The sequence below is a fragment of the Arthrobacter sp. zg.Y820 genome (genome assembly GCF_030125555.1).
In the GTDB taxonomy this organism is placed as follows: domain Bacteria; phylum Actinomycetota; class Actinomycetes; order Actinomycetales; family Micrococcaceae; genus Arthrobacter_B.
The window spans coordinates 30,106-51,590 of the sequence record NZ_JASKLX010000008.1; the positions used below are offsets into that span (position 1 = coordinate 30,106).

General features: G+C 66.3%; 18 protein-coding genes and 1 pseudogene. 12 read left to right on the forward strand and 7 right to left on the reverse strand.

What is annotated here, in order from left to right:
* Positions 1-120 precede the first annotated feature (120 nt).
* Complete coding sequence (gene ligD, locus QNN99_RS07655; RefSeq protein ID WP_229965875.1) at positions 121-1,143, reverse strand: non-homologous end-joining DNA ligase; 1,023 nt, start codon at positions 1,141-1,143, stop codon at positions 121-123.
* Positions 1,144-1,192: 49 nt separating this feature from the next.
* Complete coding sequence (locus QNN99_RS07660; protein ID WP_229965876.1) at positions 1,193-2,404, reverse strand: MFS transporter; 1,212 nt, start codon at positions 2,402-2,404, stop codon at positions 1,193-1,195.
* Positions 2,405-2,672: 268 nt separating this feature from the next.
* Between QNN99_RS07660 and QNN99_RS07665 the strand changes: the two genes are divergently transcribed.
* Positions 2,673-4,373, forward strand: a complete 1,701-nt coding sequence (locus tag QNN99_RS07665; RefSeq protein WP_229965877.1) for an alpha-glucosidase — start codon at positions 2,673-2,675, stop codon at positions 4,371-4,373.
* 26 nt (positions 4,374-4,399) lie between these two features.
* On the opposite strand, the pseudogene QNN99_RS07670 reads toward QNN99_RS07665, so the two are convergent.
* Positions 4,400-4,795: pseudogene (locus QNN99_RS07670) on the reverse strand (LuxR C-terminal-related transcriptional regulator); the annotation flags it as partial.
* Between the two features lie 64 nt (positions 4,796-4,859).
* Positions 4,860-5,402, reverse strand: coding sequence for a hypothetical protein (locus QNN99_RS07675; protein WP_229965878.1), 543 nt, complete (start codon positions 5,400-5,402; stop codon positions 4,860-4,862).
* A gap of 274 nt (positions 5,403-5,676) precedes the next feature.
* Between QNN99_RS07675 and QNN99_RS07680 the strand changes: the two genes are divergently transcribed.
* The 8 genes from QNN99_RS07680 (at position 5,677) to QNN99_RS07715 (ending at position 14,484) form a co-directional block, all read left to right on the forward strand.
* The gene (locus QNN99_RS07680) at positions 5,677-6,588 is read left to right on the forward strand and encodes an aldose-1-epimerase (protein ID WP_229965879.1); all 912 of its coding nucleotides are present in this window, start codon (positions 5,677-5,679) and stop codon (positions 6,586-6,588) included.
* A gap of 82 nt (positions 6,589-6,670) precedes the next feature.
* On the forward strand, positions 6,671-7,678 hold the full coding sequence (locus QNN99_RS07685) for a LacI family DNA-binding transcriptional regulator (RefSeq protein ID WP_229965880.1): 1,008 nt from the start codon (positions 6,671-6,673) through the stop codon (positions 7,676-7,678).
* Between the two features lie 4 nt (positions 7,679-7,682).
* Positions 7,683-8,630, forward strand: coding sequence for an alpha/beta hydrolase (locus QNN99_RS07690; RefSeq protein WP_229965881.1), 948 nt, complete (start codon positions 7,683-7,685; stop codon positions 8,628-8,630).
* 171 nt (positions 8,631-8,801) lie between these two features.
* Entirely contained in the window at positions 8,802-10,538 is a 1,737-nt protein-coding gene (gene araB / locus QNN99_RS07695) for a ribulokinase (protein WP_229965882.1), read from the forward strand.
* Positions 10,535-11,212 (forward strand): L-ribulose-5-phosphate 4-epimerase, encoded by a 678-nt coding sequence (locus QNN99_RS07700; RefSeq protein ID WP_229965883.1) that lies wholly within the window; start codon positions 10,535-10,537, stop codon positions 11,210-11,212. Before araB ends, QNN99_RS07700 begins: the two co-directional genes overlap by 4 nt.
* 80 nt (positions 11,213-11,292) lie before the next feature.
* Positions 11,293-12,804 carry an L-arabinose isomerase gene (araA, locus tag QNN99_RS07705; RefSeq protein WP_229965884.1) on the forward strand — a complete coding sequence of 504 codons (1,512 nt, stop codon included), beginning with the start codon at positions 11,293-11,295 and terminating at the stop codon, positions 12,802-12,804.
* 132 nt (positions 12,805-12,936) lie between these two features.
* Entirely contained in the window at positions 12,937-14,142 is a 1,206-nt protein-coding gene (locus tag QNN99_RS07710) for an FAD-binding protein (RefSeq protein WP_229966093.1), read from the forward strand.
* A 96-nt stretch (positions 14,143-14,238) separates the two neighbouring features.
* Positions 14,239-14,484, forward strand: a complete 246-nt coding sequence (locus QNN99_RS07715) for a hypothetical protein (RefSeq protein ID WP_229965885.1) — start codon at positions 14,239-14,241, stop codon at positions 14,482-14,484.
* Positions 14,485-14,593: 109 nt separating this feature from the next.
* Here QNN99_RS07715 and QNN99_RS07720 read toward each other — a convergent pair whose 3' ends face one another.
* Positions 14,594-14,860, reverse strand: a complete 267-nt coding sequence (locus QNN99_RS07720) for a GlsB/YeaQ/YmgE family stress response membrane protein (RefSeq protein WP_229965886.1) — start codon at positions 14,858-14,860, stop codon at positions 14,594-14,596.
* A gap of 239 nt (positions 14,861-15,099) precedes the next feature.
* On the opposite strand from QNN99_RS07720, the gene QNN99_RS07725 reads away from it, so the two are divergent.
* A complete protein-coding gene (locus tag QNN99_RS07725; protein ID WP_229965887.1) occupies positions 15,100-15,504 on the forward strand; it encodes a DUF302 domain-containing protein in 405 nt (134 codons plus the stop codon).
* A 24-nt stretch (positions 15,505-15,528) separates the two neighbouring features.
* Here the strand turns inward: QNN99_RS07725 and QNN99_RS07730 are convergent, their stop codons facing one another.
* Both QNN99_RS07730 and QNN99_RS07735 read right to left on the reverse strand, forming a co-directional pair.
* Complete coding sequence (locus QNN99_RS07730) at positions 15,529-16,899, reverse strand: aspartate aminotransferase family protein (protein ID WP_229965888.1); 1,371 nt, start codon at positions 16,897-16,899, stop codon at positions 15,529-15,531.
* 27 nt (positions 16,900-16,926) lie between these two features.
* Positions 16,927-18,414, reverse strand: coding sequence for a CoA-acylating methylmalonate-semialdehyde dehydrogenase (locus tag QNN99_RS07735; RefSeq protein WP_229965889.1), 1,488 nt, complete (start codon positions 18,412-18,414; stop codon positions 16,927-16,929).
* A 166-nt stretch (positions 18,415-18,580) separates the two neighbouring features.
* On the opposite strand from QNN99_RS07735, the gene QNN99_RS07740 reads away from it, so the two are divergent.
* Together QNN99_RS07740 and QNN99_RS07745 are read left to right on the forward strand one after the other, a co-directional pair.
* Positions 18,581-20,272: a PucR family transcriptional regulator gene (locus tag QNN99_RS07740; protein ID WP_229965890.1), complete on the forward strand. Its 1,692-nt coding sequence runs from the start codon at positions 18,581-18,583 to the stop codon at positions 20,270-20,272.
* Between the two features lie 78 nt (positions 20,273-20,350).
* A complete protein-coding gene (locus QNN99_RS07745; RefSeq protein WP_229965891.1) occupies positions 20,351-21,265 on the forward strand; it encodes a LysR family transcriptional regulator in 915 nt (304 codons plus the stop codon).
* Positions 21,266-21,485 lie beyond the last annotated feature (220 nt).

The following is a 21,485-nucleotide window of genomic DNA, read 5'->3' on the forward strand; positions in this document are numbered from 1 at the left end:
ATGTTATTGCCGACCAGACTTCCCGGCGCACCTTCGCTCCACCTTACGGGACATGCCCCCGAACCCGGAAAAACGCTGTGGACGGGGCCGGTCCGTGTTCCGGAACCATTCCTGTCCCGGCTACTCCGTTTTCCGGGCCCTGCTGGGCTGGACCCGCATCGGTTCGCCGGGCATCTTGGGATAATCCGGCGGAAACGGCATCTCGCCCAGCCCGTTGTCCAGGTCCCGCTGCCACCATTCCAGCAGCACCTCGATGCTGCCCGGGCTGGCACCCATGTCCGCCCACGGGTCCCCCACCGTGCGCAGCCGCTCCGGAACGGTGCGGATGGTGAAGTCCCGCGGATCGGCAGCTTCCAGTTCGTCCCAGCCCAGCGGGGTGGACACCGGTGCGTGCGGCAGCGCCCGCGGGCTGTAGGCGCCGGCGATGGTGCGGTCCCGGTTGGCCTGGTTGAAGTCCACGAAGACCTTTTCCCCGCGCTCCTCCTTCCACCAGGCGGTGGTCACCTGGTCCGGCATTCGGCGCTCCAGTTCCCGGGCGGCGGCGATCACCGCGTGCCGGACGTCGAGGAACTCGTGGGCCGGGCTGATCGGTGCGTAGACGTGCAGGCCGCGGTTGCCCGAGGTCTTGATGAACGCCTCCAAACCGGCCTCCGCCAGGACCTTGCGCAGTTCGACGGCGGCGGGGACGGCGTCGTCGAACCCGGTGCCGGGCTGCGGATCCAGGTCTATGCGCAGCTGGTCCGGGTTGTCGGTGTCCTCCGCCCGGGACGGCCAGGGGTGGAAGACCACGGTGTTCATCTGCACCGCCCAGACCACGGCGGCGGGCTCGTCGAGGACGAGCTGCGGATGGGCGCGGGCGCTGGGATAGGTGACGGTAACGGCCCGGATGAAGTCCGGGGCGCCCTTGGGCGGGTTCTTCGAGAAGAACTGTTCGCCGTCGACGCCGTCCGGAAACCGTTGCAGCGAGACCGGGCGGTCGCCGTTTGCTGCGATGAACGCATTGCCCACCTCGGCCACATAGCGGGCCAGATCGAGCTTGGTCAGCCCCATTTCGGGCCAGAGGATGCGGTCCGGACTGGAAATGCGCATTTCCCGCTCGCCGTGCGGACCAGGGACAGTGAGGGTGGTTGCTTTGCCGGCCATGGCGATAACCTACTCCGGATTTTCCGGAGCGTCACGCCTGCGGCCGGCGTCAGGCGGGAGTGCCCGTTGCAGGCTCGGCGCCGCGGCGGTAGCGCTTGTGCCCGTGGACAAAGTGGTAGAGCACCGTGGTGGCCACGATGCAGCCGGCCAGCAGCCAGTACATGCCGTGGAAGCCGGTTACGGGGATCAGCGCGCCCAGGACCAGCGGACCCAGGCCCACCCCCGCGTCCATCATGATGAAGTACGTGGAGGTGGCCAGGCCAATGCGGTGCGGCGGCGCCATGGTCACGGCGATGGCCTGGCCGGTGGGGACCAGGGCACCGAAGCCGATGCCGACAAACACACCGGCGGCGGCGAGCACAAAGGCGTTGGGCGCCCAGGCCACCAGGGCCAGTCCGACGGCGAAGGACACCAATGTGGGATAGATGACTGCGTTGTCACCATAGGTGTCCTGCAGCCGGCCCATGAAGAGGCGCGATACCAGCACGACGGCGGCATACACCAGGAAAAACGCGCTGGCGGCCGCCACCAGGTTCTCCGACTTCGCGTAGGAGTTGATGAAGGTCAGGATGCCGGCGTAGGACGCACCGGCGACAAACATGATGGAGGCAATGGGCAGAGCCGCCGGATCCAGGATGTCGGTAAACCGCAGCCGCCATTTGCGGGCCCGTTCCGCCGGGGTCGGCGTGCGCTCGGGGAGCTTCAGCATCAGGGCGACGATCAGCGCCAGGGCGGCGCACGCAGCGCTGGCCAGGAAGAGGAAGTCATACGTCATGCTGTCCACGATCAGCACGGCGAGGAAGGGCCCGACGGCGGTGGCCAGCGTGGTGGAGATGCCGAAGTAGCCGGTGCCCTCGCCGCGGCGGTGAACCGGAATGAGCCCCATGACGGACGCGGAAATCGAGGTGCTGGCCGCACCAAACGCCGCGCCGTGCACCAGACGGATGGCCAGCAGTCCGGCAAAACTGTCGGCCAGGGGGTACAGCAGCGCCGCGGCGGTGAAGAGAGCAAGGCCGCCGAGCAGCAGCTTCCGCCGCCCGATGAAGTCCAGGAATTTGCCGCTGAAAATCCGGGCCACCAACGCGCCGACGACGAAGGATCCGGAGGCGAAACCCGCGGAGCTGTCCGAGACGGAGAACTGTTCCACGGCGTACAGCGCCATGGTGGTCATCAGCAGATAGAACACCAGGAACACGAAGAAATTGGTGATAATTGCGAGGATAAACCCCGTGGTCCATAGTTTCTGACCGCCGCGCGTCACCAGGTACTCCTCTGAATGTGGAAATTTTCCGGTTCCGTTCGATTGCCGGACCGGCGCAACTACGTTACGCCTGTCCACTTGTTGAACAAAAACCGGGCCGGTCGCCGGAGACACCGGCGCCGGTGCATTCCCTGTCCTGAGCCTGCGCAGGATTGCCTGACCCTGTAAGCGGGCAGCGCCGGAACCTAAGCTGGGTTCAGCCGGTGCGCTGTCCCGGGGGCCGTGCGCGCCGCCCGTTGTGTGGGCCTGCGAAAGGACCGGAAGTTCGATGAGGAATCCCTATCAGCCGGCGTGGTGGACCAACGCCGTGGTGTATCAGATCTACACCCGGAGCTTCGCCGACAGCTCAGGCGACGGTGTGGGTGATCTCACCGGCATCATAAACCGCTTGGACTATCTCAGGGAGCTGGGGGTGGACGTCCTTTGGCTCTCGCCCATCCATGAGTCCCCCCAGTACGACAACGGCTACGACATCAGCAACTACCGGCGGATCGACGAGTTGTACGGTACCGAGGAGGAGTTCGACAGGATGCTGGCCGAAGTGCACCGGCGCGGCATGAAGCTGATCATGGACCTTGTGGTGAACCACACCTCCGATCAGCACTCGGCCTTCAAGGTCTCTTCGTCCTCGCGCAGCAACGAGTCGCGGGACTCCTATTTTTGGCGTGATCCCCGGCGCGGGTTCTCACCCGATGAACCAGGTGCCGAGCCCAACAACTGGGGCTCGATTTTCGGCGGGAGCGCGTGGACCTACCATCCGGGAACCGAACAGTACTATCTGCACCTGTTCAGCCCCCACCAGCCGGACCTGAACTGGGAAAGCACACGCGTGCGCCGGCGGGTCTACGACATGATGAACTGGTGGCTGGACCGCGGCATTGACGGGTTCCGCATGGACGCGATCAACTTCATCTCCAAGCGGCCCTCCCTGCCTGACAGTCCGGTGGGTGCCGGAGGGATGTACGCCAACGGCGCCCCCTCCTATGTTTCCGGCCCCCGGGTGCATGAGTTTCTGCAGGAAATGATGCGGGCGGTCTTCAATTACCGGGACACGGATTACCTGGTGGTCGGGGAAACCGACGGTGTCACCGTGGATGAGGCTGTGCTCTTCACCGATGCGCTGCGCGGCGAACTGGACATGGTCTTCCAATTCGAGCACATGCGCCTGGACCGCGGACCCGGCGGCAAGTGGGATCCGCTGCCCATGCGGCTGCAGGACCTGAAAACCATCTGGAACCGGTGGCAGCGCTCGCTGTCGGACCGGGGATGGAACAGCCTGTACCTGGGCAACCATGACCAACCCCGGGCGGTCTCCCGTTTCGGCGATGACACCGAGTACCGCTACGAATCAGCCACCCTGTGGGCAACACTGCAGCATCTGCAGCGCGGCACGCCCTATATCTACCAGGGCGAGGAGATCGGGATGACCAACGCCGGGTTCACTTCCCTGGAGCAGTACCGCGACCTGGAGACACTGGCCTACTACGATTTCGCGCTCACCCGCGGCGTGAGCCGTGACCACATCCTGGCCACCCTGAACCGGGTCAGCCGGGACAATGCCCGCACACCCATGCAGTGGGATGACGGGCCGAACGCCGGCTTCACCACCGGCACGCCCTGGATCGATGTCAATGCCAACTACCGGACCGTCAACGCCGCGGCGGACCGGGCAGCGGAAAACTCGGTGTTCCGCTATTACCAGCGGCTCATTGCCCTGCGCCACGCTTCTCAAGTGGTCTCGCTGGGCGACTTCGAGCTGATGGATCCCAGCGATCCGGTGCTCTTTGCCTTTCGGCGCCGGCTGGGAAATGAGGAATTGGCAGTGATGTGCAATGTCTCCGGTGGACTCTTGACGGTGCCGACCTACCTGAACCGGCATCAGCTGGTGCTCGGCAACTACTCGGAGCCGGGTGATCCGGACGTGCTGCGGCCCTGGGAAACGCGGGTCCACAGCCTGTCCTCCGCCTGATGGCAGTTAGCCGTCCCTAATCGGCGCTAGCGCCGGATGATGCGGCACTTGCGGGCCTCGTTGACGGCGGCAGTGCGGTTGTCCACGCCCAGCTTCTCGTAAATGTGCAGGTGCGTTTTAACGGTGGCTTCGGAGATGAAGAGCTGCCGGGCCATGGCGCGGTTGGACATGCCGTCCGCGAGCAGTTCCAGCAGCTCCAGCTCACGCGGGCTGAGGGTGGTTTCCGGGCTCCGCAGCTGTCCGAGCAGGCGCCCGGCCACCTGCGGGGCCAGAGCCGTGCGTCCTTCGGCGGCTGCCGCCACGGCGCTGCGCATCTCCTCCGGTGCCGCGTCCTTGAGCATGTAGCCGGCAGCTCCGGCATCGATCGCTGCCAGGATGTCGGCGTCGCTGTCATATGTGGTCAGGATCAGCACGGCTCTGCCGGCACCGACACCGCCGCGCTGGACGACGCCGGACGCACCACGCTGCGCCGCGGCTGGCGGCCTTTCAGTCGGCGTGGGGTCCGTTGGCGGCGTAACAGTTCCATTCGGCGAGTGACGCGGCGACCACGACGAACCGATCATCGAATGAGTCCGCGCGGTAGTCGTCGCCCAGATTATGCTCCCGGGCCACAGTGAAAGCGCGGCGGTAGTCGGCGGTCGGGTCGATCACAAAGCGGCGATCAGGGCCATGCCGAACGACGGACCAGCGGGTGTCCGGCGCTGCGGCAGCAGCGGCGTCGTGGTCGTAGTAGTCGACGGGCATCCCGAACCGGCCATCCCATTCCACGTCCGCCAGCGCCACTTCCGGCAGCAGCTCGGCGGAGCGGGCGATCCGCCAGTCTCGGACAGCAAGGTCATGGTCATCGACGGTCAGTGCAACGTGGGCGCGGATGCGCCGGTTCAGCGGCATCACTTCGGCGAGCCTGCGCGGGGCGAGGTTATGAGGCTCCGTCAGCAGCAGCCCGGCGTCAGTGGCCAGCGCGAAGATCTGGGATCCGTCGGCAGCCGCGCGAGGCTCGATCCGGCGGAGAGTGGTCGTTATTTCCAAGGCTCCTTCCTTCCAGCAAATAGGGGCGACGGGTCGGCGGCTCCCTGGCCGGGGCGGCGGGCGTTGCCGCCGGCAATGGTCAGAATCATGACGCCCCAGTTCGATAAACGTCTTCATCTCCGCAAGAATTCCCTTCCATTTGGGTGGCTGGGCAGCCCGGAATCGGGCCCTGTTAGCGCTCACAGGTAAACTCGTGAATCGCAGTGCACGCAGGACGCATTCCGGGCAGTTCCCAGGACACCGGGGATAACCCCGCCGCCGACAGGAGCCGGACATGAACAATCCACTAACCACCCCCAACGGGCAGATCATTGTGCTCGAAGCGGGGCAGTACTCGGCGGGCATCGCGACGGTGGGGGCCGGAATCCAGAGCCTGCGCTTTGGGGAGCGGGACCTCGTCCTGCCGTTCGATCCGGATCTGGTGCCGCATGCCTACGCAGGCAAGACGCTGGCTCCCTGGCCCAACCGGATTGATTCCGGAACGTACAGCTTCCGCGGCGTGGAGTACTCGGTTCCCGTGAACGAGGCGTCCACCGCAACCGCCCTGCACGGGCTGGTCGTGTGGGCGGACTGGACGGTGGCCGCCCGCTCAGCCAACGCCGTCGTGCTTGAACACACGCTGCACGGCCAGCCGGGCTACCCGCACCAGCTGCTGCTGCGCGCGGAGTTCACACTGAATGCCGAGACCGGACTGACCCTGGTGGTGGAGGCGAGAAATGCCGGCCGCACCGCGGCGCCGTACGGAGTGTCCTCGCATCCCTACCTCACAGTGGACGGCGCTCCGGTGGACGACTGCGAGGTGGCCTTCACGGCTTCGCACGTGCTGATGACCGATGACCGGCTGCTGCCCCTGGAACTGAAGGAAACGGCAGGCACCGAGTTCGACTTTGCGCATCCCCGGACCCTGGGCACCATGAGCCTGGACCACGCCTTCACCGGCCTGCCCGCCCTCTGGCACGTCACCCTGCGGAACCCCGCTACCGGTGCCGCGAGCGTCCTGACTTCGGCGGGCGGGACGGGCGGGTCCGGCTGGCTGCAGGTTTATTCCGGGGAGGAACTCGGCCGGCGCGGCATGGCGGTGGAACCCATGACCTGCCCGCCGGATGCCTTCAACACCGGCACGGACCTGGTGATCCTGGAGCCGGGCGACCGCCATTCTTTTTCGTACTCCATCAGCGCCGGGTAGCCTTTTCTCTTCCCCGCCTCACCGCACTCCGCTTCACCTCGTCCTCCACACCTCACAGTGCCGCACCTACTGAAAGCAGCCCATGCCCCCGTCACACCGCAGGCCGTCCGGCTCGGCGCCGACCATGGAAGACGTCGCCCGCCTGGCCGGCGTCTCCCACCAGACGGTCTCCCGGGTGCTGAACGACCACCCGAATGTCAGCCCTGCCACCAAGGAACGGGTTTCGGCGGCCATTGAGGACCTCGGCTACCGGCGCAATGCGGCGGCGCGGTCGCTCGTCACGCGCTCCTCGAAAGTCATCGGGGTGATCATCACCGAGCTTGAGCAGTACGGGCCGGCGAGCACCCTGCTCGGGCTGCAGGAAGCCGCCTTCCGGAACGGCTATTTTGTCAGCGTCGCCGGCCTGCGCGGGATGACCCGAAAGGCCATGCTGGAGTCGGTGAACCATCTGCTGAACCAGGCACCGGACGGGATCGTGGTGGTGGCTCCCGCCCAGGCCACGGTGGACCTTTTCAGCAACCTGGAACTGAAGATCCCGCTCGAGATTGCGGCCAACGGCCTGGCTCCCGAGGGGAACCAGGAATACGCAGCGCGCCTGGCGGTGGCGCACCTTGCCGACCTTGGACACCGCACCATCGCCCATCTGGCCGGTCCGGAACAGTGGATGGACGCGCAGCGGCGGGCAGCGGGCTGGCGCGAGGAGCTGCAGGCACGGGGGCTGGCGGCAGCCCCGCCGATGACCGGAAACTGGGGCTCCGAGTCGGGCTACCGCAACGGACTGGAGTTCGACGTTGCCGCCCACACTGCAGTCTTCGTCGCGAATGACCAGATGGCGCTGGGATTCACGCGGGCACTGCACGAGCGGGGCATCAGCGTGCCCGGGGACATCAGCGTTGTCGGTTTCGACGACCAGCCCGAAGCCGCATACTTCCTGCCTCCGCTGACGACCATCCGCCAGGACTTCCGCGCCATGGGCAGGTACTGCATTGACCGGCTCCTGCAGCAGATCGCAGGGTCGGGTGCTTCCGGCCCCGGATCTCCACCCTCACCCGAGCTCATCGTGCGGGGCAGCACCGCTCCCCCGCACTAAGGAGGTGCGTGAGGTGCGTGCCTGTCATTTACCCGCAGAACTCCGAGATGAGCGCCGCTACGAAAAGCACATTCCCGCACTGATCGGTGAAGCGGTTCTGCGATCGACTTCCACATGGAAGTGGCGGGATTCCCACGTTCACGTCGAACATATTGGCTCTCCAGAGGCTCCCGTGCGGATGCTGCTTGTCCACGGCGCCGGTGGCAATAGTGCGGCAATGTGGCCGTACGCCGCCCACCTCTCGAAGCTGGGCGCTCACGTAACGGTTGCCGATCTTCCCGGCTACGGCAAAACAACAACGAGGCAGCTCGGACGAGTCCGGTACGGAGACTGGCAGCAGCTTCTGGTCGATCTGGTGCGGAAAGAAGACGATGAGCGCCCCCTTGTCATGATGGGAGCAAGCATGGGTGGCATGCTTGCCTACGATGCGGCAGCAGCAACAGGACTGGCGTCCCGTTTGGTCGTCACCTGCCTGCTTGACCCGCGCGACCCGGGCGTGCGCCGACGCCTGACGTGGCATCCGGCCCTGGCGAGCATGGCTGCCCCCGCAATGGCAGTCGCAGCAGGCCCGCTCGCGAACGTGCGTGTGCCCATTCGATGGATTGCAGACATGCGGCATGTAGCCAACGGCCAGGGACTTGTTGATGAAGTCATTGCTGACAAGAGCGGCGGAGGCGGACGCGTACCTCTCGGATGGATGCGCAGCTTCCTCGAATCCCTGCCGCTTGTTGAGCCGGAGCGGTTCACTGATACGCCGGTCCTGATGATCCACCCCGGCAACGATCGGTGGACTCCCCTGGAGGTCAGTCAGCCCTTCTTTAACCGCGTTGCAGCAGAGAAATCGCTTGTCGTGCTGGAAGGCTGCGGCCACTTCCCCGTCGAGCAGCCTGGATTCACCCAAATGCTGAATGCAGTGAGCACCCTCCTCGCCGAAGTGAGGCCACATCCCTGATGCCCCGGGTGGGCAAGGGAAGACGTTCCGGCTAATTGCCGCAGGACCTCCCTTGCCGTCGAGCGCCCCACTGCCCCTTCACCTTGACAATGAGACACGCCTCACATCTAATTGTTAGCGCTAACAAGATCAATGACGATTTCCGCGGCCCCGCCGCAGCAGGAGGCCCCCATGAGCAGTACCCATCCGGAGGAGCAGTACGTTATCGGAGTGGATTACGGCACGCTCTCCGGGCGCGCTGTGGTGGTGCGGGTCGCCGACGGGACGGAACTGGGCTCCGCGGTTTACGAGTACCCCCACGCCGTGATCACCGAGAGCGTTCCGGGATCGGAGGTCCGGCTGCCGCCGGACTGGGCGCTGCAGGTTCCGCAGGACTACGTTGATGTCCTCAGCAACGCCGTTCCGGAAGCTGTGGCGAGCGCCGGGATCAACCCGGCCGCCGTCATCGGCCTGGCCACTGACTTCACCGCCTGCACCATGGTTCCCGTCACCGGAGACGGAACGCCCCTGAACCAGCTGCCGGAGTTCGCCGGCCGCCCGCACGCCTACGTCAAACTCTGGCGCCACCACGCCGCGCAGGCGCAGGCCGTGCGGATCAGCACCCTCGCCGCAGAGCGCGGAGAAACCTGGCTGGGCCGCTACGGCGGGCTGATCTCCTCGGAGTGGGAATTCGCCAAGGCGCTGCAGATCCTCGAGGAAGACCCCGAAATCTACGCGGCCATGGACCGCTGGGTCGAAGCAGCGGACTGGATCGTCTGGCAGCTGACCGGCGCCTACGTCCGCAACGCCTGCACCGCCGGCTACAAGGGCATCTACCAGGACGGCGCCTACCCCTCCGCGGACTACCTCGCGGCGCTGAACCCCGGCTTCGCCGGCTTTGTCACTGACAAGCTTGAACACACCATCGGCCAGCTCGGCTCGCCCGCGGGCACGCTCTCCGCCCGCGCCGCTGCATGGACCGGCCTGCCCGAGGGCATCGCCGTCGCCGTGGGCAACGTGGACGCTCACGTCACCGCACCGGCGGCCAACGCCGTGCAGCCGGGCCAGATGGTTGCCATCATGGGCACGTCCACCTGCCATGTTATGAATGCCGAGGAAATCCACGAGGTTCCCGGGATGTGCGGCGCCGTCCAGGGCGGCATCGTGGAGGGGCTCTGGGGTTACGAAGCCGGACAGAGCGGGGTCGGAGACATCTTCGGCTGGTTCGTGAACAACTGCGTTCCGCCCCGCTACGTCAGCGCGGCCGACGACGCCGGCACCGGCGTGCACGAATACCTCACCGAACTCGCCTCCCGCCAGGCCATCGGCGAACACGGCCTGGTGGCACTGGACTGGCACAGCGGCAACCGCTCAGTGCTCGTGGACCATGAACTCTCCGGCATCTTCATCGGCCAGACCCTGGCCACCCGCCCCGAGGACATGTACCGGGCGCTGTTGGAAGCCACGGCCTTCGGCACCCGCACCATCATCGAGGCCTTCAACGCCAGCGGCGTCCCGGTCACGGAATTCGTGGTGGCCGGCGGCCTGCTCAAGAATCCGCTGCTGATGCAGATCTACGCCGACGTCATCAACCTGCCGCTCTCGGTCATCGATTCCGAACAGGGCCCGGCCCTCGGCTCGGCGATCCACGCCGCAGTTGCCGCCGGAGCCTACCCGGACGTCCGAACGGCCGCAGCAGCCATGGGGCGCGTCCGCCGCGGGGTCTACCAGCCCATCCCCGGAAACGTCAGCGCCTACAACGCCCTGTTCGCCGAGTACCGGACCCTGCACGACTACTTCGGCCGCGGCGCCAACGAGGTCATGCACCGGCTGAAGAGCATGCAGCGCGCGGCCGCGGCGGGCGTGCCGATAGCAGCGGCGGAAACCGGACCGGACGAATCTGCCGCAGCCCTGGAGCCTGTGCTGTGACCCTGACCTCCGATGTCCTGGGCACCGTGGACCGGCTCCGCCGCCAGGTCAGCGACCTGCACGCCGAACTGACCCGCAACGAACTCGTCGTCTGGACCGCCGGCAATGTTTCCGCCCGGGTTCCGGACCAGGACCTGATGGTCATCAAGCCCTCCGGTGTCTCCTACGAGGAGCTCACCCCCGAGCGCATGGTCCTCACCGACCTGTACGGCAAAGCGGTCGACGGCGGCGGGTCACCGTCGTCGGACACCGATGCCCACGCCTATGTCTACCGGCACCTGCCGGCGGTCCACGGCGTTGTGCACACGCACTCGACCTACGCCACCGCATGGGCCGCCCGGGGAGAGGCCATTCCCTGCGTCCTGACCATGATGGCCGACGAATTCGGCGGGGAAATCCCCGTGGGCCCGTTCGCCCTGATCGGTGACGACTCCATCGGCCGCGGCATTGTCGAGGTGCTGTCCGGGCACCGCTCCACCGCCATCCTGATGCAGAACCACGGCGTGTTCACCGTCGGCAAGGATGCCCGCTCGGCGGTGAAATCCGCCGTCCTGTGCGAGGAAGTCGCGCGCACCGTGCACATCAGCCGCCAGCTGGGCGAGCTTTTGCCCATCCCGCAGCCGGACATCGATCACCTGTACGCGCGCTACCAGAACGTGTACGGCCAAAAGTAACTGCACAGTGTCCGACCTGTTCAACTGCTTCACCCCTGTTCCCCGGCCCCCCGCCAGGCCCGTTTCCAAAGGACGATTCCATGACCATCAGCACCACCCCCACCCGCGAAATCTGGTTCCTCACCGGCAGCCAGGGACTCTACGGCGAAGACACCCTGGCCCAGGTTCGGGAGCAGGCCAGCGACATCGCCCGCCAGCTCGACGACGCCAACGCCATCCCGTACCGCATTGTCTTCAAGCCGGTGCTGAAGGACTCCGACGCAATCCTGGAGACCATCCAAGCCGCCAACTCCTCGGAGGCCTGCATCGGCCTGATTGCCTGGATGCACACCTTCTCACCGGCCAAAATGTGGATCCGCGGCCTGACCAAGCTGCAGCGCCCGCTGCTGCACCTGCACACCCAACACAACGTCGAGCTGCCGTGGGCGGACATCGACATGGATTTCATGAACCTGAACCAGGCCGCGCACGGCGACCGGGAGTTCGCCTACATGCAGTCCCGCCTGGGCATCAGCCGCAAGACCGTCGTCGGGCACGTCTCCAGCCCCCGCGTCCAGGCCAAGATCGATTCCTGGGCGCGCGCCGCAGCCGGCTGGTTTGAGATCAGCAGCCTGAAGCTCGCACGCTTCGGCGACAACATGCGCAACGTGGCCGTCACCGAGGGTGACAAGACCGAGGCCGAGGTGAAGTTCGGGGTCTCCGTCAACACCTGGTCGGTGAACGAGCTGACCGACGCCGTGGACGCGGTCAGCGAGGAGGCAGTGGACGCGCTGGTCGCCGAGTATGAAGAGCTGTACGACGTCGTTCCCGAGCTGAGGCGCGACGGCGGCCGCCACAAGTCCCTGCGCTACGGCGCCCGGCAGGAACTGGGCCTGCGCTCCTTCCTGGAAGCCGGGAACTTCGGCGCCTTCACCACCAACTTCGAGGACCTGGGCGGCCTGCAGCAGCTGCCTGGCCTGGCCGTGCAGCGGCTGATGGCCGACGGTTACGGGTTCGGCGCCGAGGGCGACTGGAAGACCGCCGTCCTGGTCCGCATCGCCAAGGTGATGGGTGAGGGCCTGCCCGGCGGGGCGTCCCTGATGGAGGACTACACCTACAACTTGGTCCCCGGCAGCGAAGTCATCCTCGGCGCTCACATGCTCGAAGTCTGTCCCTCGCTCACCACCTCCAAGCCCGCGCTGGAGATCCATCCGCTGGGCATCGGCGGCAAGGATGACCCGGTGCGTCTGGTGTTCACCGCGGACCCGGGCCCCGCCGTCGTCGTCTCCCTCGCCGACATGCGTGAACGGTTCCGGCTCACTGCCAACCTGGTGGAGAACGTGGTTCCCGAACAGGACCTGCCCAATCTCCCCGTGGCCCGCGCTGTCTGGAAGCCTGCCCCGGATCTGGAAACCTCGGCGGAATGCTGGCTCTCCGCCGGCGGTGCGCACCACACGGTGATGTCCACCGCGCTGGGCCGGGAGGTGTGGGAGGATTTTGCGCAGATCGCCGGGGTGGAACTGGCCCTGATCGACGAAACCACCACCACCAAGTCCTTCGTCAATGAACTGAAGCTGAACTCGGCGTACTATCGGCTGGCACAGGGTTTCTGACCCCTGAAACCGTCCGGGTTCCCGTGGCCGTCACTGGAACAAAAATGAAGGTCACTGGAACTGCTGCCGAGGGAGTCTGCTGTGCTTGAGGAATACAACTGGGCCGGAAACCTGCGGTACTCCGCGGCGGAAATGGCCCAGCCTTCCAGTGTTGACGAGCTGCGCGTCCTGGTTGCCGCGGCGTCGGCCGTCCGTCCCGTGGGCACCAGGCACTCCTTCAACGGGATCGCCGACAGCTCCGGCATCATGGTGAACCTGGACAGGCTCGAAGGCCTGCCGGTCCTCGATGAGCAGGCCCGCACAGTCACGGTGAGCGCAGGCACCCGCTACGGGGACCTGGCCGCCTTCCTGGTGCGGCACGGGTACGCGCTGCACAACCTTGCCTCGCTGCCGCACATTTCGGTGGCCGGCGCCGTCGCCACCGCCACCCACGGTTCCGGCAACGGCAACGGAAACCTGGCCACCGCCGTGGCGGCGCTGGAGCTGGTGACGGCGGACGGCAGCCTGGTCCGGGCGGACCGCTCCTCCCCCGACTTCAACGGCATGGTGGTCTCCCTCGGCGCCCTGGGCATCTTCACCGGCATCACCCTGGACATTGAACCGGCATACGAAGTGCGCCAGGACGTGTTCACGAACGTTCCGTGGGCATCAGTGGAGGAGAACTTCGACGCAGTGACGTCCGCCGCGTACAGCGTCAGCATCTTCAGTTCGCTCACCGGCCCGGCCGCATCCCAGGTGTGGCTCAAGAGCCGGACCGACACGGACCTGCCCTACGCCGGTGCCGCTGAGTTTTTTGGTGGAACCGCTGCCGAAGAACCGATGCACCCGCTGCCGGGCATCAGCGCAGTGAACTGCTCCCAGCAGATGGGTGTTCCCGGTTCCTGGTCGGACCGGCTGGCGCATTTCAGGCTGGCCTTCACGCCCAGCAACGGGGATGAGCTGCAAAGCGAGTACCTTGTGCCGCGAAGCTCCGCCGTTGAAGCCATCCGGGTCCTGCGCGGTTTGTCGGCCAAGATCGCTCCCCTGCTCCAGGTCTGCGAAATCCGGACGATAGCCCGTGACGACCTGTGGCTGAGCAACAGCTACGGGCAGGAGACGGTGGCTTTCCACTTCACCTGGAAACCGCGCCAGGCCGACGTCGAGGAGCTGCTTCCGCACATGGAAGCCGCCCTTGCTCCGCTGCGGGCGCGGCCGCACTGGGGCAAACTGTTCGCCCTGGAGCAAGCCCAGCTGCAGGAGCTGTATCCGCGCTTTGCCGACTTTCGGAATCTGGCTCACAACATGGATCCGGAGGGCAAGTTCCGCAACGCATTTCTGGCCCGGCACGTCCTCGGCTAACCAAAGATTGAGTGCACCCTCCGGTGTCCGGCAACCGCTGGGAAAACGCCGGGCACATCTCGTGCTTTTGGCTGGCTTCCCGCCTAGGATCACCCCATGGACTACATCCCCTGGTACGGACTCATACCTCTGGCCGGAATCGCTGTCTTCGGGCTCACCGAGACTGTTCGGATGGTGCTCAAGAGCAAGCGGGCCCCGGCGGTTGCCGCATCACGCGAACTGCAGCAGAGCCTGGACGCGAACCGGGCCCTCCAGCGCCGGCTCGACTCGATGGAACGGAAGCTGTTTGACCTCGAACTGGAGAATACCGGGCGTCCGGCTCCTCCTCTCAAGAATCCCTGAAGCCGCGGAACGGCCGGGTTAAACGCGGTTAAATGCGAAGGAGCCCAGGGACGGTACCCGGGGCTCCAACACTGCTGGTTCGAACGCCGGCACTTCCTCCGGCTTCGCGTCAGCGGCGAACCTGTCCCTTGCCGCGGCCGGCCACGGACTCGGCCACGCCAATCAGCAGGACGGCCGCTACCACGGCAACGATGAACCCCAGGATGTTGAGCTCGAAGATGTCCCCGGTGTCCAGCAGATTCGCGATCACGCCGCCGACGACTGATCCCACCAGACCGAGGATCAACGTGGCCAGCAGGCTCAGGTTCTGCTTTCCGGGCTTGACCAGGCGGGCCAGGGCGCCAATAACGAGTCCTGCGACGATGAATCCGATCATGGTGATCTCCTTCTGAAGAGGGCTGCACTCCCGTTGCGGGAACCGCCCAAAGTGATAAGCATCCTGACTATCCTAAGGTGGACGCCGGCTTCCGGCCCACTTCGTTTAGGGGAATGCCTGACCCGGACCCCGGAGGGGCCGCCCGGCCCCGAGCCCTTCACCCTCCGTCCGTCCCCACCTATTCTGGCAGGAGAGGCAGCCCGGCGCAGGATGCGGGCACCAAACCGGAAGGTGGCACCGTGGAAAACACCCTGAGCATCGAAATACGCGCACCCTTCAAGGAGGCCCTGCGCCTCACGAAGGGATCCCTGGCCCATCATGGCTTCACCATCATCAGTGATTCGGACCTGGCCGCGGCACTCGGCCAGGATGCACCCAAGCAGCTGGGAAACTACCAGGTCCTCGGCGTGCTTCACACCGCCCTGGCCCGAGGTGCCGTCGAAATGATTCGGGACGCCGGCGTCGTACTGCCACTCAACGTCGTGGTCCGGCAGGATCCGCAGGCCCAGGTAACCCGGGTCCACCACCTGGCCCCGGATTCCCTGATCCGCCTCTGCGGTCCCGAACTGCGCGACGCCGCCGCTCAGACGTCCCAAGCCCTGGAGAACGCCATACGGAACATCATCAAGCAGGTGAAAACCTAGCCGAACCCCGCACGCCGAACCCCGCTAGCCGACCAGGCCGTCGGCGATCTCCAGCACTTCGTCCAGGATGCCCAGCCCGGTTTCCGTTTCGGCCACGCTGGTGTTGCACGGCGGAACCACGTGGATGCGGTTGAAGTTCGCGAACGGCAGCAGCCCGCGGGACTTGCAAGCGGCCAGCAGCTGGTTCATTTCCCCGCTGGAACCGCCGTACGGTGCCAGCGGTTCGCGGGTGGCCCGGTCCCGCACCAGTTCGATGGCCCAGAACACCCCGGTTCCGCGCACCTCGCCGACTGATGCGTGACGCTCGGCGAAGCCCGCCAGCGCCGGGCCGATGACACTGCGGCCCAGTTCCGCCGCATGCTCCACCATGCCCTCGTCCTCCATGGCGTTGATGGTCGCCACGGCGGCCGCAGCGGCCAGCGGATGCCCGGAATACGTGAGCCCGCCGGGATAGACCCGGGTGCCGAAGGTCGCCGCGATCTCGGGACTGATGGCGACTCCGCCCATGGGGACGTAGCCGGAGTTGACTCCCTTGGCGAAGGTCAGCAGGTCCGGCACCACATCAAAGTGCTCGACGGCGAACCACTTGCCGGTGCGGCCGAACCCGGACATGACCTCATCGGCGATGAGCACAATGCCGTACCGGTTGCAGAGCTCGCGCACCCCCTGCAGGTAGCCGGGCGGCGGCAGGTAGATGCCTGCGGTGCCGGGGATGGATTCCAGGATGATCGCGGCAATGGTTGCCGGCCCCTCGTAGGCGATCAGCTGTTCCAGGTGCTCCAGGGCGCGGGAGCTTTCCTCCGCCTCGGTGCTGGAATGGAACGCCGTGCGGTACAGGTACGGCGGAAAGAAGTGCACGGTGCCGGTGCTGGCGGAGTCGTTCGACCAGCGCCGGGGGTCGCCGGTGAGGTTCACGGCGAGCTGGGTGCCGCCGTGGTAGGAGCGGTACGCCGACAGCACCTTCTGGCGTCCGGTGTGCAGGCGCGCCATGCGTACGGCGTGCTCATTGGCGTCGGCGCCGCCGTTGGTGAAGAAGATCCGGTCCAGCTCCCCCGGCGTCCGCTCCGCGATGAGCCGGGCCGCCTCGGAGCGCGCGTCATTGACGTAGCTGGGCGCAATGGTGCACAGCTTCGCCGCCTGGGCGGCGATCGCGGACACGACGGCGGGATGCTGGTGACCGATGTTGGTGTTGACCAGCTGGGAAGAGAAGTCCAGGTACTTCTTGCCGTCCCCGTCCCACACGTGGGATCCGGAGGCCGCACTGATGACCATGGGATCCAGCAGGTCCTGCGCGGACCAGGAGTGGAAGACATGCTTGCGGTCCAGCTCGTAGGCGCGGCGTGCGCCTTCAGCGTCCAGCAGCGGCGGAGCTCCGCCGTCGATCGTGGAAGTCATATCCAGTACCTTTCAGGTGCGGCCGGGTCAGGCGTTCTGCGGGAAGCCGAGGTTGATTCCGCCGTGGCTCGGATCCAGCCAACGGGTGGTGACCACCTTGCCCCGGGTGAAGAAGCCAACGCCTTCGGTTCCGTGGGCATGGGTGTCGCCGAAAAGTGAGTTCTTCCACCCACCGAAGGAATAGTAGGCCATGGGAACGGGGACCGGGACATTGATGCCGACCATGCCCACCTCCACCTCGTTCTCGAACCGGCGGGCCGCTCCGCCGTCGTTGGTGAAAATCGCGGTGCCGTTGCCGTACGGGTTGGTGTTGATCAGGTGCAGCGCCTGCTCATAGCTGTCCACGCGGACCACCGACAGGACCGGTCCGAAGATCTCATCCCGGTAGATCGACATCTCCGGTGCGACGTTGTCGAACAGCGTGGGGCCAACGAAGAAACCGTCGCCCTCGGCGTCCGGAGTGACGGTGCGGCCGTCCACTACGAGGGTGGCGCCGGCTGCCTCGCCGGCGTCGACGTAACCCGCCACCTTGTCCCGGTGGGCCGCCGTCACCAGGGGCCCCATGTCGCAGTTGCGGCTGCCGTCCCCGGTGCGGAGTTCCCTGGTGCGCTCGGCGATCTTGGCCACCAGCTCATCGGCGATGTTTCCCACCGCGAGCAGCGCCGAGATGGCCATGCAGCGCTCGCCGGCGGAGCCGAAGCCAGCGTTGACGGCCGCGTCGGCGGCGAGGTCCAGATCGGCGTCGGGCAGGACGATCATGTGGTTCTTGGCGCCGCCCAGTGCCTGGACCCGCTTGCCGTTGGCTGTTGCCGTTTCATACACGTACTTGGCAATCGGCGTCGACCCGACGAAGGAAACGGCCTTGATGCCCGGGTGGGTAAGGAGCGTGTCCACCGCCACCTTGTCGCCGTGCAGGACGTTGAAGACGCCGTCCGGCAGTCCAGCTTCCTTCCACAGCTCGGCCAGCCAATTGGCTGCGCTCGGGTCCTTTTCGCTCGGTTTCAGGACCACTGTGTTGCCGGCGGCCAGGGCAATGGGGAAGAACCACATGGGAACCATGGCCGGGAAGTTGAAGGGACTGATGATCGCAACCGGCCCCAGCGCCTGGCGAACGGAATGCACGTCCACGCTGGTGGAAGCGTTTTCGGTGAAACTGCCCTTCAGCAGGTGCGGGATGCCGCAGGCAAATTCCACCACTTCCTGGCCGCGGCTCACTTCACCCAGGGCGTCGTTGAGCACCTTGCCGTGTTCGGCCGTCAGGATGGCGGCCAGCTCGCCCTTGCGGGCGTTGAGGAGCTCGCGGAAGGCGAAGAGGATCTGCGTCCGCCGGGCCAGGGAGGTGTCCCGCCAGCCGGGAAAGGCTGCCGCAGCCGCGGCGACAGCGGCAGCGCCCTCTTCGCGGGTGGCCAGGGACACCTGGCCGGTGACCTTGCCCGTGGCCGGATTGGTGACCGGCGCCGTGTTCGACCCGGCCGGAACGTAGCTGCCGTTGATCCAGTGCTTGATGCTGTCCAAGGTTCTCCTTGAGAAGGGGTCGTTGCCGGTGACCGGAGGTGGCTGACGGCCGGTGCTGATGACGGTCAATCAGCCGTGCGAGCGTTTCGTCCAGTCTGGCGGTTCCCGCGGGTCGGCAAAAGTAACGATGTGTAAGTCTTCTCTCTTCCTCCTTTACCCTGTGTAAATGCTGCCCACAGTTCGGTCCGTTCTGGACCTCCCCGTCCTGCGCGACGCCGCGCCGCGGATCCTCGGACCGGGCCCGGAAAACACCGCCCTGGACAATCCGGTGCGCTGGGTCCATGTCAGCGAGGTCCTTGATGTCTCCGGGCTGCTGTCCGGCGGAGAGCTGGTGCTCACCACGGGCCTGGAACTGGAGAAGGATCCCGGCCGGACCGCCTCGTTTCTGCGGTCGCTGCAGGACGCCGGGGCATCCGGCCTCATCATGGAGGCCGTTGGCGACCGGCAGCGCAGCCTGGATGCCCTGCACCTGGCGGCGCTGACCGCGGACCTGCCCGTCGTCGTCGTCCGGCACCGGGTGCGTTTTGTCCAGATCACCGAAATTGTGCACCGGCTCATCGTGGCCGAGCAGCTGAGCCGGGTGGAGCGTGCCCGCGCCGTGCATGAAGCGTTCACGCTGCTCAGCTTGGAAAGCGCGGGAACGCAGCAGGTGGTGGAGCAGGCCGCGGCCATGATTGGCGCTCCGGTGGTGCTGGAGGACCTCTCGCACCTGGTCCTGGCGTATGCGGCCCGGCAGCTGGAGACCGCAGTGCTGCTGGAAGACTGGGAACGCCGGTCGCGGACCACGCATTCCGCGGCCGAAACGTCCCGGACGGGCGACGGCGCCTGGCTTCAGACTCCGGTTGGCGTGCGGGGCCAGGTATGGGGGCGGCTGGTGGTTCCGGTGCCGCTGGACGACGACGACGCGGCCGCCATGGTGCTCGAACGCGCCGCCCAGACCCTGGCCATCAACCGGCTCGCGGAACGGGACCGGCATGACCTGAACCAGCAGGCACAGGCCGGGCTCCTGAATGCACTGCGTCAGCCCCGCGGCCTGGGTGAGGGCGAGGCCCAGACCCGGGCTGCTGCGCTGGGCCTGCGGCGCTCGCCCTTCTACCTTCCGGTTGTCTTCCGCAGCGGCTCACCGTCCGGTTTTCAGGGTGCCGCGCCGACGTCTGGAAAACCGTCCGGCGACCCGCTAGCCGGGCAGCAGGAGGAACGTGCCCTGCTCGAGCAGCTCGCCCGCGTCCTCAAGACCCTTCCCTGCACTGCCATCAGTGCCGTCATCCGGTCCGGCTCCGTGGGCATGCTGCTGGCCCTTTCCTCGCAGCAGCTGGAGGACGAGGTGCTGACCGCGCTCGCCGGCGCACTGGCCCTGGCGGCGGAGGACGGGCCGGAGGCTCCGGCCGCCGGACACTGGACCATCGGCGTCGGGCACTGGACCATTGGCGTCGGACGCCTGCAAGCCTCCCTGCTGGAAGCTGCGGCAGGCATCGATGAAGCGGCGCACGTCGCTGAAACCGCTGCGACGCTGCCCGGACAGGACCGGCTTTTCCATCGGGCCACGGATATCCGGCTGCGGGGGCTCCTGGCCCTGCTCCGCAAGGACCCGCGTGTCCAGCAGTTCGTCGAGTCCGAGCTGCACGGGGTCCTGCAGGCCGAGGCCCGGGGCGAGCACGGCTATCTGGAGATGCTCGGGCAGTTTCTGGAGTCCGGCGGCAACAAGACCGCACTGGCCCGGAGCAGTTACCTCAGCCGGCCGACGCTATACGCCCGGCTCAGCCGGCTGGAGGAACTGCTCTCAGTGGACCTGGACGACGCCGAGTCCCGGACGTCGCTGCACGTCGCCCTGCTCGTTTACCGGCTGCGTGCCCTGTGACTGTCTGGAACCACCCAACACTGTCTGGTACCACCCAACACCGCCTGGAACCACCCAACAGAATGCGAGCGCTGAGCCGTGCCGAAACCCTTCACACTGACCCAGCTGAGGTATTTCGCCGTGGTGGCGGAGGTGGAAAACATGACGGCGGCCGCCGAGCGTCTGCGCATCACGCAGTCCGCCCTGTCCACAGCCATAACCCAGCTCGAAGCCAGCCTCGCCACCCAGCTGTTTGTGCGTCTGGCGCGGGGCCTGCGGCTGACACCGGCCGGCCGGCAACTGGCCGGGGATGTCGGGGTCTTCCTGGAACACGCCGACTCGCTCTATGAGTCGGCCCGGGGACTTGCCGCCAGCGTTGTCGGTGAACTGAAGGTTGGGGTGTTCTCACCGCTGGCTCCTTTTCGGCTTCCGGCCATCCTCCAGTCCTTTGAGCGCCAGCATCCCGGAGTGGCTGTCTCGATTCTGGAAACGGACCTGGCCGGGCTGCAGACCGCCCTGCGGGAAGGACAGTGCGACGTTGCGCTGACCTACGGCCTAGGCCTAGGTCCCGGCTTCACCACCAGGGTGCTGGAGCGTGTGCCGCCGCATGTGCTGGTCCACGCGGGACATCCCGCCGCCACCCGGCCGGAGCGGAGCGTCGCCCTCCGGGAATTGGCCGGTGAGCCGTCGGTGGTGCTTGACCTCCCCCACAGCAGGGAATACTACGAGCAGCTCTACACCCTTGCCGGACTGGTGCCCAACGTCCGGCACCGCTTCGCCGGATATGAAACCGTCCGGTCATTCGTGGCCAAGGGACACGGCTACGCTGTGCTGAACCAGCGGCTGCACAGTGACCTGACCTATTCCGGCGGCCAGGTGGCGGTGCTCACCCTGACCGATGACTTCCCGCCCATCGAAGTAATGCTGGTCCGTTCCGACGGCGTGCAGCCAACCCGCCGCACCCTGGCCTTTGAAGAAACCTGCCTCCGGCTTTACGGCGCATCCGGGCAGTAAACCGACCCGCACTGCGCCGAGCCATTGGCTAAATCGATTGCTTTACCCTAAACAACCGATTGGACAACTGTGAGCGGCATCACCACAGTTGATGCTGTGGTGCTGAATCCGGAAGATCAGTGCCCGCTGGTCAGGCCTTTTGTCGGCTTGTCCGGCTCCAGGCCGCTTAATCAAGGGAGAATCGATGGTCCCGACGCCAGAGTCGCAAGTCCGGGAAGTT